This window comes from Streptomyces venezuelae (assembly GCF_008642335.1).
GTDB lineage: Bacteria > Actinomycetota > Actinomycetes > Streptomycetales > Streptomycetaceae > Streptomyces > Streptomyces venezuelae_F.
In genome coordinates, this window is sequence record NZ_CP029191.1 from 5953454 (window position 1) to 5968379 (window position 14926).

Annotated in this window: 12 protein-coding genes; 9 read left to right on the forward strand and 3 right to left on the reverse strand. The window is 73.1% G+C overall.

All coding sequences use genetic code 11. The annotated features are described in order from the left end of the window. Window positions 1–64: 64 nt before the first annotated feature. Window positions 65–1759, forward strand: coding sequence for a proline--tRNA ligase (locus DEJ49_RS26990; protein WP_150186507.1), 1695 nt, complete (start codon window positions 65–67; stop codon window positions 1757–1759). Window positions 1760–1833: 74 nt separating this feature from the next. Here the strand turns inward: DEJ49_RS26990 and DEJ49_RS26995 are convergent, their stop codons facing one another. Genes DEJ49_RS26995 through DEJ49_RS27005 form a run of 3 tightly spaced genes read right to left on the reverse strand, consistent with a single transcriptional unit; the run spans window position 1834 to window position 3809 of the window. Further along, window positions 1834–2733 (reverse strand): aminoglycoside phosphotransferase family protein, encoded by a 900-nt coding sequence (locus tag DEJ49_RS26995; protein WP_150186508.1) that lies wholly within the window; start codon window positions 2731–2733, stop codon window positions 1834–1836. 27 nt (window positions 2734–2760) lie between these two features. Continuing rightward, a complete protein-coding gene (locus DEJ49_RS27000; RefSeq protein WP_150186509.1) occupies window positions 2761–3246 on the reverse strand; it encodes a ferritin-like domain-containing protein in 486 nt (161 codons plus the stop codon). After that, window positions 3243–3809 (reverse strand): hypothetical protein, encoded by a 567-nt coding sequence (locus DEJ49_RS27005; RefSeq protein ID WP_150186510.1) that lies wholly within the window; start codon window positions 3807–3809, stop codon window positions 3243–3245. The genes DEJ49_RS27000 and DEJ49_RS27005 overlap by 4 nt, the downstream gene beginning before the upstream one ends. Window positions 3810–4076: 267 nt before the next feature. Between DEJ49_RS27005 and rimP the strand changes: the two genes are divergently transcribed. The 8 genes from rimP to DEJ49_RS27045 all read left to right on the forward strand — a co-directional run bounded on the left by rimP (window position 4077) and on the right by DEJ49_RS27045 (window position 14905). Further along, entirely contained in the window at window positions 4077–4574 is a 498-nt protein-coding gene (gene rimP / locus DEJ49_RS27010) for a ribosome maturation factor RimP (protein ID WP_150186511.1), read from the forward strand. A 2-nt stretch (window positions 4575–4576) separates the two neighbouring features. Next, the gene (nusA, locus tag DEJ49_RS27015; RefSeq protein WP_150186512.1) at window positions 4577–5566 is read left to right on the forward strand and encodes a transcription termination factor NusA; all 990 of its coding nucleotides are present in this window, start codon (window positions 4577–4579) and stop codon (window positions 5564–5566) included. A 132-nt stretch (window positions 5567–5698) separates the two neighbouring features. Further along, a complete protein-coding gene (locus DEJ49_RS27020) occupies window positions 5699–5989 on the forward strand; it encodes a YlxR family protein (protein ID WP_150186513.1) in 291 nt (96 codons plus the stop codon). Between the two features lie 146 nt (window positions 5990–6135). Further along, window positions 6136–9246: a translation initiation factor IF-2 gene (gene infB, locus DEJ49_RS27025; protein WP_150186514.1), complete on the forward strand. Its 3111-nt coding sequence runs from the start codon at window positions 6136–6138 to the stop codon at window positions 9244–9246. A 156-nt stretch (window positions 9247–9402) separates the two neighbouring features. Further along, complete coding sequence (locus tag DEJ49_RS27030; protein ID WP_150172847.1) at window positions 9403–9696, forward strand: DUF503 domain-containing protein; 294 nt, start codon at window positions 9403–9405, stop codon at window positions 9694–9696. Between the two features lie 50 nt (window positions 9697–9746). Further along, the gene (gene rbfA / locus DEJ49_RS27035; RefSeq protein ID WP_150186515.1) at window positions 9747–10208 is read left to right on the forward strand and encodes a 30S ribosome-binding factor RbfA; all 462 of its coding nucleotides are present in this window, start codon (window positions 9747–9749) and stop codon (window positions 10206–10208) included. Then, entirely contained in the window at window positions 10205–11110 is a 906-nt protein-coding gene (gene truB / locus DEJ49_RS27040; protein ID WP_150186516.1) for a tRNA pseudouridine(55) synthase TruB, read from the forward strand. Before rbfA ends, truB begins: the two co-directional genes overlap by 4 nt. A 228-nt stretch (window positions 11111–11338) precedes the next feature. Next, window positions 11339–14905 carry a trypsin-like peptidase domain-containing protein gene (locus DEJ49_RS27045; protein ID WP_223833011.1) on the forward strand — a complete coding sequence of 1189 codons (3567 nt, stop codon included), beginning with the start codon at window positions 11339–11341 and terminating at the stop codon, window positions 14903–14905. Window positions 14906–14926 lie beyond the last annotated feature (21 nt).

The following is a 14926-nucleotide window of genomic DNA, read 5'->3' on the forward strand; positions in this document are numbered from 1 at the left end:
TTCCGCCCGCCGCCGGCCCCCGGCTAACCTCCTGGTCATCATCCTTACGCAGCAGGAGTTCACCATGGCCCAGGTCCAGCGCATGTCCCGACTGATGGCGAAGACGCTGCGCGACGACCCCGCGGACGCCGAGGTGCTCAGCCACAAACTCCTCGTCCGCGCGGGATACGTGCGCCGCACCGCCGCCGGTGTCTGGTCGTGGCTGCCGCTGGGCAAGAAGGTCCTCGCCAACGTGGAGCGCGTGGTGCGCGAGGAGATGGACGAGATGGGCGGCCAGGAGGTCACCCTGCCCGCCCTGCTGCCCAAGGAGCCCTACGAGGCGACCGGCCGCTGGACCGAGTACGGCGCCGAGCTGTTCCGCCTCAACGACCGCAAGGGCGGCGACTACCTCCTCGGCCCCACCCACGAGGAGATCTTCACCCTCCTGGTCAAGGACCAGTGCACGTCCTACAAGGACCTGCCGGTGATCCTCTACCAGATCCAGACGAAGTACCGCGACGAGGCCCGCCCCCGCGCCGGCATCCTGCGCGGCCGCGAGTTCCTCATGAAGGACTCGTACTCCTTCGACACGGAGGACGAGGGCCTGGCCCAGTCGTACGCGCTGCACCGCGCCGCGTACCAGAAGATCTTCCAGCGCCTCGGCCTGGACTACCGCATCTGCGCCGCCACCGCCGGCGCCATGGGCGGCTCGAAGTCCGAGGAGTTCCTCGCCCCGGCCGCGGCCGGCGAGGACACCTTCGCCGACTGCCCGAACTGCGACTACGCGGCGAACACCGAGGCCGTCTCCTTCGCCCTCAAGCCGGTGGACGCGGCGGATGTGCCCGCCGCCGAGGAGATCCCCACCCCGGACACCCCGACCATCGAGACGCTCGCCGCGCACCTCGGCGTGCCCGCGTCGGCCACCCTCAAGAACCTCCTCGTGAAGGTCGACGGCGAGATCGTCGCCGTCGGCGTCCCCGGCGACCGCGAGGTCGACATGGACAAGGTCGAGGCGCACTTCGCCCCCGCCGCGGTGGAGCTGGTGACGGCCGCCGACTTCGAGGGCCGTGCCGATCTCGTACGCGGCTACGTCGGCCCGCAGGGCCTGGAGAAGGTCCAGTACATCGCCGACCCGCGCGTCGCCCCCGGCACCGCCTGGATCACCGGCGCCAACAAGGACGGCGTGCACGCCAAGAACGTCGTCGCGGGCCGTGACTTCGAGGTCGACACGTACGTCGACGTGGTCGTCGTCCAGGAGGGCGACCCCTGCCCGAACTGCGGCACCGGCCTCAAGCTGGACCGTGCCATCGAGATCGGCCACATCTTCCAGCTCGGCCGCAAGTACGCCGACGCCTTCCAGCTCGACGTCCTCGGCCAGAACGGCAAGCCCGTCCGCGTCACCATGGGCTCGTACGGCATCGGCGTCTCCCGCGCCGTCGCCGCCCTCGCCGAGCAGCACGCCGACGACAAGGGCCTCATCTGGCCCGAGGAGATCGCCCCCGCCGACGTCCACGTCGTCGCCGCCGGCAAGGCGCTCCAGACCGAGCTGGCCCTTGAGGTCTCCGACAAGCTGGCCGCGGCCGGCGTCCGGGTCCTGGTCGACGACCGTCCCGGCGTCTCCCCGGGCGTGAAGTTCACCGACTCCGAGCTGATCGGCGTGCCGAAGATCCTGGTCGCGGGCCGCCGCTCCGCCGACGGCGTCGTCGAGCTCAAGGACCGCCGCACCGGCGAGCGCGAGGAGCTCACGGTCGACGAGGCCATCGCCCGCCTCACGGCCTAGTCAGTGCCTCAAAGGGGCGCGGGGAACTGCGCGACCAGCCACATGACATGCGGTCCGCAGTTCCCCACGACCCGTCAGAGCCAGTCCGCGAACTCCAACAGCAGCTCAGCGTCCTGCGCACGCCCTACTCGCCGTGCCCTGACACCTGACTCGACCGCGCGGAACAAGGTCCAGCCCCGCAGCCGCTCCTGCTCGACCTCCAGGGACTCCGCCAGCTTCTTCACGCGCCGCCGCGTGATCGAGGCGCCCGACGGCGACGCGATCAGGTCCTCGACCCGGTCGCGGACGAGCCGGGCCAGGTCGAAGGCGGGCTCGCCGACCACCGGGTCGGGGCCCACGGCGAGCCACGGCAGCCGGTCCCCGGCGAGCACCTTGCTCTGCCGGAACGTGCCGTGCAGCAGCCGCGGCTCCACGTCCGCCGCGAGCAGCTCGTCCCGCGCCGCGAGCGCCGCGTCGACCAGCGGGGCGACCTCCGCGTCGGCCGCGGCGGAGGTCCGCATGGCCTCGGCCTGCCGGCCCGTGCGCTCGGCGACCGTCTCGAAGCGGTGGTCGGCGGGCGGCTTCACCCACAGCCTGCGCAGCGTCCCCGCCGCCTCCAGGAGGGCCTTGGCCTCGGGCAGCGACCGCACGGACACGTCACGGTGCAGGCGCTCCATGAGCAGCGCCCCGTCCGCGCACTCGGGGTCGAGCAGCCGCGCGGCGCCGAGCCCGTTCCAGTGGGCGAGCGCGGCCCGCTCGCTCTCGGGACGCGACCGGGGCGGCACGAGCTTCAGCACCGCGGGCGTGTCGTCGGCGCGCCGGACCATCAGCACGAGGCTGCTGCGGCCGCCGGGCACGTGCACCCGCTCGACGGTCAACTCGCGTAGAGCGACGGCTTTTTCGGCTGCCCCCGGCAGCTTGTCCAGCCAGTCGTCGCCGTCCTGCGCCGTCTCGCCGAGTGCTGTGACGAGGCGCTGCGGCGGTTCGAGAGCCATGCGCGAGTCGTTCCCTTCCTGAGCGCGTTACGCCTGGGGTGTCGCCGGTGCGGACGACGGTGTCGACCGCTCGGCGAGCCCAGGGAAGGCTACGCTCCCGCCGCGCCACCGTGCCGCACGGACCGCCGCCTCCCGCAGTGCGAGGGCCGCGGTGCCCCGCCGGGTGCCCGACGAGGCGCGTACGAGATCGGAGTAGACGCCCGCGACCCGGTCCTCCAGCTCCGTGGCGAGCCGGACGGCGGCCGCGGCGTCCGGCACCGGGAAGGGCAGCGAGTACGCGGCGTCCGCGGACTGCGGCTCGCCGCCGAGGTCGCGCACCGCGCGCTGCAGCTCGTCGCGCCGGGCGCGGTGCGCGTCGTACGCCGTGCGCGCCTCCGTCCTGCGCTGGTCGCCGATGCGGCCGCCGACGACGCCGTAGCCGTACACGGCGGCGTGCTCGGCGCCGAGGGCGGCCTGCAGCGCCTTCAGCTCGTCGTCCTTGGACGGCTCCGGCGAGTCCTTCGTATCGCTCACTTGTCGTCCTCCTTCTCCGTCAGCAGGTAGGCGTGGGCCGCGCCCGCGGCGGCCACCGAGGCGAGCAGCCTGCCCTCCTCGGCGGGGGCGTCGAGCAGGGCCTTGCCCCGCCGGTCGGCCAGCTCGCGTTCGGCCTCGGCGAGGTCGCGCACGGCCTTCTTCGGGTCGGAGGCCACGGAGGGCGAGGGCGCCTTCGACGCGGAGCCGCCGGCAGGACCGGACGCGGCGGGGGAGGGGGTCTTGCCGTCCGTGCCCGTGGGGCCCGTGCTCTTCTCGAACGCCTCCACGTGCCGCTTCACCTCGCCCCGCAGCGGCCCGAGCCGCCCGTCGAGCGAGGGGTGCGCCGCGAGCACGGCGTCGTACCGCCGCAGCAGTTCCCTGCTGTCCTTCGCCGCGGCGGCGCGCAGGCGCCGGGCCGCGGACGGGCGCCCGTCGGGATCGGAGTCGGCGGAGTCCGAGCAGCCCGCGAGCAGCGCCGCGGACGCGACGCCCGCGGCCCCGGCGAGCAGACTCCTTCGGCGCGGTCCCGGACGGGAGCGCGGGGCGGTGCGATACGACGGCACGGCAGACGTCCTCGGAAGGAAGGCCAAAAGGCGCGAGCGATAACGGTGCGAAAGGGAACGGAAAGGAACAGAAAGGGAGATCGGTGGGCACAGGCCCGGTGATCACCGTACCTTCGGACCGCCCCGGCGCCCGCGATCGGCTCGGAACGGAGCGCCGCATCGTCCGGTCCGTGGGCGGCAACACCCCTTCGGACCGGATACCCTTTGACCTGACACGCAGACTTGCAACGCACCCACAACAGCACACGCGGCCGAGGAGTCACCCGGATGAGCACCACCCAGAGCGAGAGGCTGCGGCAACTACTGGAACCGCTCGTCACCTCGCAGGACCTGGATCTCGAAGAGATCGAAGTGGCCTCCGTCGGACGCAAGCGGGTGCTGAGAGTCGTGATCGACTCCGAGGACGGCGTGGATCTGGACCAGATCGCGGACGTGAGCCGAGCGCTCTCCGCGAAGCTCGACGAGACCGACGCGATGGGCGAGGGCGAGTACGACCTGGAGGTCGGTTCCCCCGGCGCCGAGCGCGCGCTCACCGAGCGCCGCCACTACCTGCGCGCCGTCGACCGCCTGGTGAAGTTCACGCTCACCGAGGGCGGCGAGGTCACCGCCCGCATCCTCACCGTGGACGACGAGGGCCTCGACCTCGAAGTGCCCGGCGTCAAGGGCCGCAAGCCCACCTCCCGCCGCCTCGCCTTCGACGAGATCGAGAAGGCACGCGTGCAGGTCGAGTTCAACCGCAAGGACAAGAAGGAAGAGGAGGCGTAGCCGTGGACATCGACATGAGTGCCCTGCGGGGTCTGGTCCGGGAGAAGGAGATCTCCTTCGACCTCCTCGTCGAGGCGATCGAGTCGGCCCTCCTCATCGCCTACCACCGCACCGAGGGAAGCCACCGCCGCGCGCGCGTGAAGCTCGACCGCGAGAGCGGACACGTGACGGTCTGGGCGAAGGAGGAGGCGGACGACCTCGAGGAGGGCCAGGAGCCCCGCGAGTTCGACGACACCCCGTCCGACTTCGGCCGCATCGCCGCGACCACCGCGAAGCAGGTCATCCTGCAGCGCCTGCGCGACGCCGAGGACGACGCGACGCTCGGCGAGTACGCCGGGCGCGAGGGCGACATCGTCACCGGCGTGGTCCAGCAGGGCCGCGACCCGAAGAACGTGCTGGTCGACATCGGCAAGCTGGAGGCCATCCTGCCCGTGCAGGAGCAGGTGCCCGGCGAGCAGTACCCCCACGGCATGCGCCTGCGCAGCTACGTCGTCCGGGTGGCCAAGGGTGTCCGCGGCCCGTCCGTGACGCTGTCGCGCACGCACCCGAACCTGGTGAAGAAGCTCTTCGCGCTGGAGGTCCCGGAGATCGCCGACGGTTCCGTCGAGATCTCCGCCATCGCCCGCGAGGCCGGCCACCGCACCAAGATCGCGGTCCGCTCGACGCGCTCGGGCCTCAATGCCAAGGGCGCCTGCATCGGCCCCATGGGCAGCCGTGTGCGCAACGTCATGGGCGAGCTCAACGGCGAGAAGATCGACATCGTCGACTGGTCCGACGACCCCGCCGAGATGGTCGCCCACGCGCTCTCCCCGGCCCGCGTCAGCAAGGTCGAGGTCGTCGACCTCGGCGCCCGCTCGGCCCGCGTGACCGTGCCGGACTACCAGCTGTCGCTCGCGATCGGCAAGGAGGGCCAGAACGCCCGCCTCGCCGCGCGGCTCACGGGCTGGCGCATCGACATCAGGCCCGACACGGAGCAGCCCGCCGACCAGTAGCGGGCCGGGTGCGGAGCCGCTCCGGGAATAAATTCCGGGCGGCCACCGCTTCGATCACGACAGTATGTGGCGAGTAGCCGTTCGATTCTTGCCCCAAAGGGGTGAGGTCGGTGCGGGGAGGTAGACTTAAGCGTGTCTGGCCGGACGCATGCCCGCGCATGCCCTGAGCGCACCTGTGTGGGGTGCCGGGAGCGAGCGGCCAAGAGCGATCTGCTGCGCATCGTGAGGAAAGAGGGCGCCTGCGTCCCCGATCCGCGCGGTACGCTGCCCGGCCGGGGTGCGTATGTACACCCCGCCCTGGTCTGTCTGGACCTGGCGGTCCGCCGCCGGGCGTTCCCGAGGGCGTTCCGCGCCCAGGGGCCGCTCGACACGGAGGCACTGCGCCGGGCTGTCGAGACAGTCGCCCAGGAGGCGACACCGTAAGACGTGGGCGCACGGAACCCCGTGTGGCCCTGGTACCCCGCGAGTTGGAAGTAGGTCGAGATTGCGATGAGCACTCGATGAGCACGCGATGAGTACGCCCATGAAGTAGCGACGGTCCGGCGTAACCCGGACCTAAAAGGAGCGAAGTGGCTAAGGTCCGGGTATACGAGCTCGCCAAGGAGTTCGGCGTAGAGAGCAAGGTCGTCATGGCCAAGCTCCAAGAACTCGGTGAATTCGTACGTTCGGCGTCCTCGACGATCGAGGCGCCGGTAGTACGCAAACTGACTGACGCATTGAACCAGGGCGGTGGCAACGGCAAGTCCGCCGCCAAGCCCGCGGCGCCGCGCAAGCAGGCCGCCCCCAAGCCGGCGAGCCCCGCGGCTCCCGCAACCCCCTCTCCCGCGCAGGCCGCCCGTCCGGGTCCGGCCGCGCCGAAGCCGCCGGCGCCCAAGCCCGCCGCGGCCGAGAAGCCCGCGTCCCCCGCGACGCCGGGCCCGCGCCCGACGCCCGGCCCGAAGCCGCCGGCCCCCAAGCCCGCACCGGCCTCGCCGGCGCCGACCGCCCCGGAGTTCACCGCTCCGCCGGCCGCGCCCGCAGCCCCCGCGGCCCCGCAGGCGCCCCGTCCGGGTGCCCGTCCCGGCGCCCCGAAGCCCGGTGGCCGTCCGGCCCCCGGTCAGGGCCAGGGTCAGGGTCAGGGCCGTGGTGACCGCGGCGACCGTCAGGGTGCTCCGCGCCCCGGCGGCCAGGGTGGCGCCCCGCGTCCCGGCGGCGCCCGTCCCTCGGGTCCGCGCCCGGGCAACAACCCCTTCACCTCTGGTGGCTCCACCGGCATGGCGCGCCCGCAGGCGCCCCGTCCGGGCGGCGCCCCGCGTCCTGGTGGCCAGGGCGGTCAGGGCGGCCCCGGTGGCGCCCCGCGTCCGCAGGGCCAGGGTGGCCCCGGTGGCGCTCCCCGTCCGCAGGGTCAGGGCGGCGCCCGTCCGACCCCCGGCGGCATGCCCCGTCCGCAGGGCGGCGCTCCGCGTCCCGGCGGCGGTCCCGCCGGTAACCGTCCGAACCCGGGCATGATGCCGCAGCGTCCCGCCGCGGGTCCGCGTCCCGGCGGTGGCCCCGGCGGTGGCCGTGGTCCCGGCGGCGGCGGTCGCCCGGGTGGCGGCGGCGGTCGTCCCGGTGGCGGCGGCTTCGCGGGTCGTCCCGGTGGCGGTGGCGGCGGTTTCGCCGGCCGTCCCGGCGGTCCGGGTGGCGGCGGTGCCGGTCGTCCCGGTGGTGGCGGCGGCTTCGGCGGTCGTCCCGGCTTCGGTGGCCGTCCCGGTGGTCCCGGTGCCCGTGGTGGCACGCAGGGTGCGTTCGGCCGTCCCGGCGGGCCCGCCCGTCGTGGCCGCAAGTCGAAGCGGCAGAGGCGCCAGGAGTACGAGGCCATGCAGGCCCCGTCGGTGGGCGGCGTCATGCTGCCTCGCGGCAACGGACAGACCGTCCGCCTGTCGCGCGGTGCCTCGCTGACCGACTTCGCCGAGAAGATCAACGCGAACCCGGCCTCGCTGGTCGGCGTGATGATGAACCTCGGTGAGATGGTCACCGCCACGCAGTCCGTCTCCGACGAGACGCTGAAGCTCCTCGCCGAAGAGATGAACTTCGTCCTGGAGATCGTCAGCCCGGAGGAGGAGGACCGCGAGCTCCTCGAGTCGTTCTCCATCGAGTTCGGCGAGGACGAGGGCGGCGAGGACATGCTCGTCTCCCGTCCGCCGGTCGTGACCGTCATGGGTCACGTCGACCACGGTAAGACCCGACTGCTGGACGCGATCCGCAAGACGAACGTCGTTGCGGGCGAGGCCGGCGGTATTACGCAGCACATCGGTGCGTACCAGGTCGCCACCGAGGTCAACGGTGAAGAGCGCGCCATCACCTTCATCGACACCCCCGGTCACGAGGCGTTCACCGCCATGCGTGCCCGTGGTGCGAAGTCCACCGACATCGCGATCCTCGTGGTCGCGGCGAACGACGGTGTGATGCCGCAGACGATCGAGGCGCTGAACCACGCCAAGGCGGCCGACGTGCCGATCGTGGTCGCGGTCAACAAGATCGACGTCGAGGGTGCCGACCCGACCAAGGTGCGCGGTCAGCTCACCGAGTTCGGTCTGGTGGCCGAGGAGTACGGCGGCGACACGATGTTCGTCGACATCTCCGCGCGCCAGGGCCAGAACATCGAGCAGCTGCTCGAGGCCGTGGTCCTGACCGCGGACGCCTCGCTCGACCTGCGGGCCAACCCGGAGCAGGACGCGCAGGGCATCGCGATCGAGGCCCACCTCGACAAGGGCCGCGGCGCCGTCGCGACCGTCCTCGTCCAGCGCGGTACCCTCCGCGTCGGCGACACGATGGTCGCCGGTGACGCGTACGGCCGAGTCCGCGCGATGCTCGACGACAAGGGCGAGAACGTCGAGGAGGCGACCCCGTCGACTCCCGTCCTCGTTCTCGGTCTCACCAACGTGCCGGGTGCCGGCGACAACTTCCTGGTTGTCGACGAGGACCGTACGGCGCGTCAGATCGCCGAGAAGCGTGCGGCCCGTGAGCGCAACGCCGCGTTCGCCAAGCGCACCCGCCGGGTGTCCCTCGAGGACCTCGACCAGGTGCTCAAGGCCGGTCTGGTCCAGGACCTCAACATCATCATCAAGGGCGACGCGTCCGGTTCGGTGGAGGCTCTCGAGTCCTCGCTGCTCCAGCTCGACGTCGGTGAAGAGGTCGACATCCGCGTCCTGCACCGCGGTGTGGGTGCGGTCACCGAGTCCGACATCGACCTGGCGATGGGCTCCGACGCCATCGTCATCGGCTTCAACGTCCGTGCGGCCGGTCGTGCCGCGCAGATGGCGGAGCGCGAGGGCGTCGACGTCCGCTACTACTCGGTGATCTACCAGGCCATCGAGGAGATCGAGGCGGCCCTCAAGGGCATGCTCAAGCCGGAGTACGAGGAGGTCGAGCTCGGCACCGCGGAGATCCGCGAGGTCTTCCGCTCGTCCAAGCTCGGCAACATCGCGGGTGTCCTCATCCGTTCCGGCGAGGTCAAGCGCAACACCAAGGCCCGCCTGCTCCGCGACGGCAAGGTCATCGCGGAAGGCCTCAACATCGAGGGTCTGCGCCGCTTCAAGGACGACGTCACCGAGATCCGCGAAGGGTTCGAGGGCGGTATCAACCTCGGCAACTTCAACGACATCAAGATCGACGACGTCATCGCGACGTACGAGATGCGCGAGAAGCCGCGCGGCTGATCAGTTCACTGATCTGATCCGCTCGGTTCAGTGTCGGGGCCGGTCGACGGGGAAAATCCCGTCGATCGGCCCCGGCCGTTCCGTGTACGGTTCTTGTGTCCCTGCCAAGTGGTTGGCGGGGCCTCGACCCCGTACCGGCGGGACATCCGGACACACATGTATGTGGGGACTCTGTCCTTCGATCTGCTCCTCGGCGACGTACATTCGCTGAAGGAGAAACGCTCCGTCGTCCGTCCGATCGTCGCCGAGCTCCAGCGCAAGTACGCGGTGAGCGCGGCGGAAGTGGGCGGTCAGAACCTGCACCGCAGAGCCGAGATCGGCCTCGCGGTGGTGTCAGGCGACGCGGGCCACCTCCACGACGTACTGGACCGGTGCGAGCGGCTCGTCGCCGCCCGGCCCGAAGTGGAGCTGCTGTCGGTACGACGGCGGCTGCACGGCGACGATGATTGAACACAGCAAGACAAGCCCAGGGAATGCCCGGGGATAAGGGAGACGGAGCAGTGGCCGACAACGCGCGGGCGAAAAGGCTGGCGGACCTCATCCGAGAGGTGGTTGCTCAGAAGCTGCAGCGCGGGATCAAGGACCCGCGGCTCGGCACGCACGTGACGATCACGGACACCCGGGTGACCGGCGACCTGCGGGAGGCCACGGTCTTCTACACGGTCTACGGCGACGACGAGGACCGCGCGGCGGCCGCGGCGGGCCTGGAGAGCGCCAAGGGCGTCCTCCGGTCGGCGGTCGGACAGGCCGCGGGCGTGAAGTTCACGCCGACCCTGTCCTTCGTCGCGGACGCCCTGCCGGACAACGCACGGGCCATCGAGGACCTCCTCGACAAGGCACGGATGTCCGACGCCAAGGTGCGCGAGGTCTCGGCAGGCGCCGAGTTCGCGGGCGGTGCGGACCCGTACCGCAAGCCCGAGGACGAGTCCGACGAAGAGACGGACGGCGACGCCCGAGCATGAGCAACAGCGGCACCACGCCGGACGGCCTTGTCATCGTCGACAAGCCGTCCGGCTTCACTTCGCACGACGTGGTGGCCAAGATGCGCGGGATCGCCAAGACCCGCCGCGTCGGGCACGCGGGCACCCTCGACCCCATGGCGACCGGTGTCCTCGTGCTCGGTGTCGAACGCGCCACCAAGCTCCTCGGCCACCTCGCGCTGACCGAGAAGGAGTACCTGGGCACGATCCGGCTCGGCCAGAACACCCTGACCGACGACGCCGAGGGCGAGATCACCTCGTCGACGGACGCTTCGAAGGTCACCCGTGAGGCCGTGGACAAGGGCATCGCCAAGCTGTCCGGCGACATCATGCAGGTGCCGTCGAAGGTCAGCGCCATCAAGATCGACGGCAAACGGTCGTACGCCCGCGCCCGCAAGGGCGAGGACTTCGAGATCCCGGCCAGACCGGTCACCATCTCGGCCTTCACGGTGTACGACGTCCGCGACGCGGTCGCCGAGGACGGCACGCCCGTGCTCGACCTGGTCGTCTCGGTCGTCTGCTCCTCGGGTACGTACATCAGGGCCATCGCCCGCGACCTGGGCGCCGACCTCGGCGTCGGCGGTCACCTGACCGCGCTGCGCCGCACCCGCGTCGGCCCCTACAAGCTGGACACGGCGAAGACCCTCGACCAGCTCCAGGAGGAGCTGACCGTGATGCCCGTGGCCGAGGCCGCGGGCCGCGCCTTCCCGCGCTGGGACGTGGACGAGAAGCGCGGACGGCTGCTGCTCAACGGCGTCCGGATCGACATGCCCGAGGAGTACGCGGGTGTGGGCGCCGTCGCCGTCTTCGACCCGGAGGGCCGCTTCCTGGTCCTCGCGGAGGAGTCGCGGGGCAAGGCCAAGAGCCTGGCCGTCTTCGCCTGACGGCCTGCTCCGGATGGTGGAACGTAGTGGAGCGGCGGACCTCGGTCCGCCGCTCCACGATTCCCCCCTCTAGAGGTCTGTCCACCGACACGCCTCCATTCACCCCATCGGGCAGGCGCTCGGAGTGAACCGGGGGGTCGGAAGGGGGCGCGTTCGCGCCGTCACCTGTCCTGCCGATCATCCCCGACCTACGGTCGAAGGAACGGGGCACGTCGGGGAGGTTCGAGCATGGCGGGACGCGGCCGGGACGGCTTCTCGGTTCCCGGCTTCTCGGTTCCGGCGCCGGAGGCGTCTCTGGTGCGGGTCTGTGATCTCGCGGGACGGCCGCGCGGCACGGGGTTCGCCGCCGACGAGCACGGCACGGTCGTCACCAGCCACGAGGCGGTCGACGGCCTCGCCCGGATCGTCCTGCACGCCGCGGACGGCCGCACCTGCGTGGTGCCCGCCGAAGCGGTGGCGGAGCTGCCCGGCACCGACCTCGCCCTCGTCCGCACCGAAGGACTCGGACTGCGGCCTCTCCCCGTCTCCGCCCGGGCATCCGTGGCGACCGGCACGTACGTACGCATCGCCGCGGGCGGCTGGCGCGAGGCGCGGGTCCTCGGCACCTCGCCGGTCACGTACACGGCGACGGACCGCTTCCACGCGGTCGGCGCCGCCCTGGAACTCGCGATCGGCACGGACGGCGCCGACGCGCTGCGGCTCGGCGGGGGCGCCGCGGGCGGGCCGGTCGTGGACGCGGCGACAGGCGCGGTGCTCGCCGTCCTCGGAACGGCCCTGCGGCCCCGCCATGGCTCCGGACCTTCTTTCGAGGACGCCCACCGCCCGGCGGGCTTCGCCGTCCCGCTCCTTGAGGCGGCCGCCACCGACCCGGGCGGACCGCTCGCCGAGCTCGTCGCGCGCAACGCGGCGACCGTTCCCGCGTACGGCGAGGACCTCAACCTCGCGGGCGCACTGCACCTCACCGCGACCTCGACGGGCTCCGACGGCCCGCCCGTCCCGCTCCGCGAACCGGTCGAACGCCCCTCCTTGGCGCGGGAGTTCACCACCTTCATGACCGGCACCGCCCGCGTGCTCGGCCTCGTCGGCGACCCCGGCACGGGACGCACGACGGAACTGGCCGCGCTCGCCGCACGACGCGCCCAGGGCACCGAGCCCGCCCCCACGCTGTGGCTGCGCGGCGCGGACCTGCGGGGCACGGACGCGTCCGTCGCCGACGCGGTGGAGCGCGCGCTCGACCGCGCGGGACGCATCCTCACGGCGTCGGCGGGGGACGAGCGGACCCTCGGCGACGTGGGGGCCGACCGGCTGGCCCGGCTCGTACGGGACGCCGGACGACCACTCCTCCTCCTGCTCGACGGCCCCGAGGAGATGCCGGCCGTGCTCGCCCACCGCCTCGCGCAGTGGAGCGCCGGCACGGCGCGCTGGCTGCGGGACACGGACACACGGCTCGTCATCGCCTGCCGCGTGGAGTACTGGGAACAGGCCGGGGCCCACTTCGACGCGGCGTCGCTGCACGCGGCGGCGGGCGGCGCGGAGCTCCCCGGCTGCGTACGCCTCGGGGACCTGCCGGAACCCCAGGCGAGCGAGGCCCGCGCGCTCCACGGCATCCCCGACGACGCGCTGGCCCCCGCCGACGCCCGGCACCCACTGGCCCTGCGCCTGCTCGGCGAAGTGCGGGGCGCGACGCCGACCGCCCCGCCGCCGGGCACTCCGACCCGTGAGGAAGTCTTCAGCGCCTACCTGCACCTGCTCTGCCTGCGGGTCGCGGTGCGGCTCGCGGCGGCGAACGGGCTGCGCGGGAGCGCGGTGCGGCGCCTGGCGGCGCGGGTGGCCGGCCAGGTCCACGAAGCGGCACGGCGCTGCCTCGGCCCCGGCCACGGGGAACTGGACAGGGCCTCCTTCGAAGAAACCTTCCCGTGGGGGGCACGCCTGCACGGCTGCACGGGCTGGGCGTCAGCGGTACTCACGGAGGGCCTCCTCGTGCCGGCGGGCCCGGGCTACCGCTTCGCACACGAGGAGCTGGCGGACTGGCTCCAGGGCACGCATCTGGACGTGGACGGGGCTCTGGAGGCGCTGGTGCATCGCCACAGGGGTCGGGGGCGGGGTGGCCCCGTGGTTCCGGAGCAGCGTCGGCGCAAGCCGGGCAGCACCTCCGCCCCGGCCCCCGCTCGCCCCCTGCCCGTGCCGCGGCACCGCATCGGGCCCGTGATCCAGGCGCTGCTGCTGCTCGGGCGGCAGCGGGGGGCCGCGGAGCTGGCGTCGCGACTGGGGGAGCTCACCGACGCGCTGGTGGAGTTCGGCCGAGAGGGAGAGGGAGGGGCAGAGGCAGAGGGGCCGGGTGGCGGAGGGACGGGGGACTCGGGGGATTCGGGGGACGCCGTGTGGTGGGCCGGGCATCTTCTCGGCGAGGTGCTGCTGCGCGTGCCCGACGCGACGCCCTATCTCGCGGTGCTCGAACCCCTCGCCGTGCGCGGGGAGTTCGGGACGGCGTTCTGGCTGCGGCTGCCGCTCGCCGAGGCCGACCGGTTCTCGCTGCTGCGCCGGCTCGTCGTGCACGACGGCCCCCCGGGGTCCCCGGACCGCCGCCTGGACGCCGTCGCCGCACTGCTCCGCGCCGACCCCGCGAACGTACAGCCGCTCCTCGCGCGGTGGTTCGCCGACGAACGCCCGCTGGACGCGGCGCCCGACGCCACCGTCGCCTCCGCCGCGCAGGCGCTGCTCCACACCCACCGGCACCGTGCCATCGACGACCTCACCGAGGCCCTCGTCGACTGCGCGCACGCCCGCGCCGACGAACTGCTCGCCGCGCTCGCGGAGGAGGAGCCCGCGGCCTTGTGCCGGGCCGTCGACCGCTGGGCCCGCGACGAACGCCCCGCCCGGCGCGTGGCGGCCGCCGCCTACGCCCTGCGCGCCGCCCCGCACGCCACCACCCCCGCCGAACACGCCCTCCTGCGGTGCGCCGCCCTCGCGCTGCTCGCCCACCCGGCCGACGACGCCCTCCACGGCGCCGCCCTCGCCCTCCTCGTACGCGACCCGCAGACCCGCGCCACGCACCTGCCGGACGCCCTGCGGCGCTTCAGCGCCGGGGACCCGCGGCTGCCCGCGAGCGCCCTCGCCGCCGCCCTCACGACCCACCCCGACCCCGTCCTCGACGCCTTCCGCACCCGGCTGCACGCCTCGGACCCGGCCGCCGACGCCATCCTGTGCTGCCTCGCCGACGTGACCACGCCGACGCTCGCCCGCCGCGTCGCCACCCTCGTCCACGACCTCCTGGAGGCCCGCCCCGAAGCGGCCGCGCCCGCCGTCGCGTACATCGACCGCCGCCTCGAACACGGCCCCGACGTGCGCCCCGTCCTCTTCCCCCTGGTCGCGGGGCTCCTGCACAGCAGGCACGTACAGGTCCGTGCGGCCCTCGCGCCCGTGCTCGCCGCGCCCGGCACCGACGCGTCACGTGCCCTGCGCGGCGAACTGCTCGACGTCCTGCTCAGCCAGGAGCGGGACGCCGCCGTCCTGGAGAGCGTCCTGCGGGCGGTGGTGCTCGGCGCGGCGGAGTGCGGCGGGGACCGAACGCGCGAGCGCGTCCACCGCACCGCGCTGCTGCTCGTCCGCACGCCGGAGGGCGCGTCCCGGTGCGACCGGTGCCTCGTCGAACTGGCCCGCGGCGGCCGTCCGGGCTTCGCCGCGCTGCTCATCGGCTGGCTGACCGACGCCCCGCAGGACTGGGCCGCACTCGTCGGCCCGAGCGCCCTGCGGGTGCTGGAGAACCTGGCGGGCGGTGTCAGCGTCCCCGCATAGGAACGACGCACGGGAATGATG

Excerpts from the sequence above, each read along its gene's own strand:
- DEJ49_RS26990 (WP_150186507.1), top strand. The coding sequence starts at position 65 with ATGGCCCAGGTCCAGCGCATGTCCCGACTGATGGCGAAGACGCTGCGC.
- DEJ49_RS26995 (WP_150186508.1), bottom strand. The coding sequence starts at position 2,733 with ATGGCTCTCGAACCGCCGCAGCGCCTCGTCACAGCACTCGGCGAGACG.
- rimP (WP_150186511.1), top strand. The coding sequence starts at position 4,077 with ATGAGCACCACCCAGAGCGAGAGGCTGCGGCAACTACTGGAACCGCTC.
- DEJ49_RS27030 (WP_150172847.1), top strand. The coding sequence starts at position 9,403 with ATGTATGTGGGGACTCTGTCCTTCGATCTGCTCCTCGGCGACGTACAT.
- truB (WP_150186516.1), top strand. The coding sequence starts at position 10,205 with ATGAGCAACAGCGGCACCACGCCGGACGGCCTTGTCATCGTCGACAAG.
- DEJ49_RS27045 (WP_223833011.1), top strand. The coding sequence starts at position 11,339 with ATGGCGGGACGCGGCCGGGACGGCTTCTCGGTTCCCGGCTTCTCGGTT.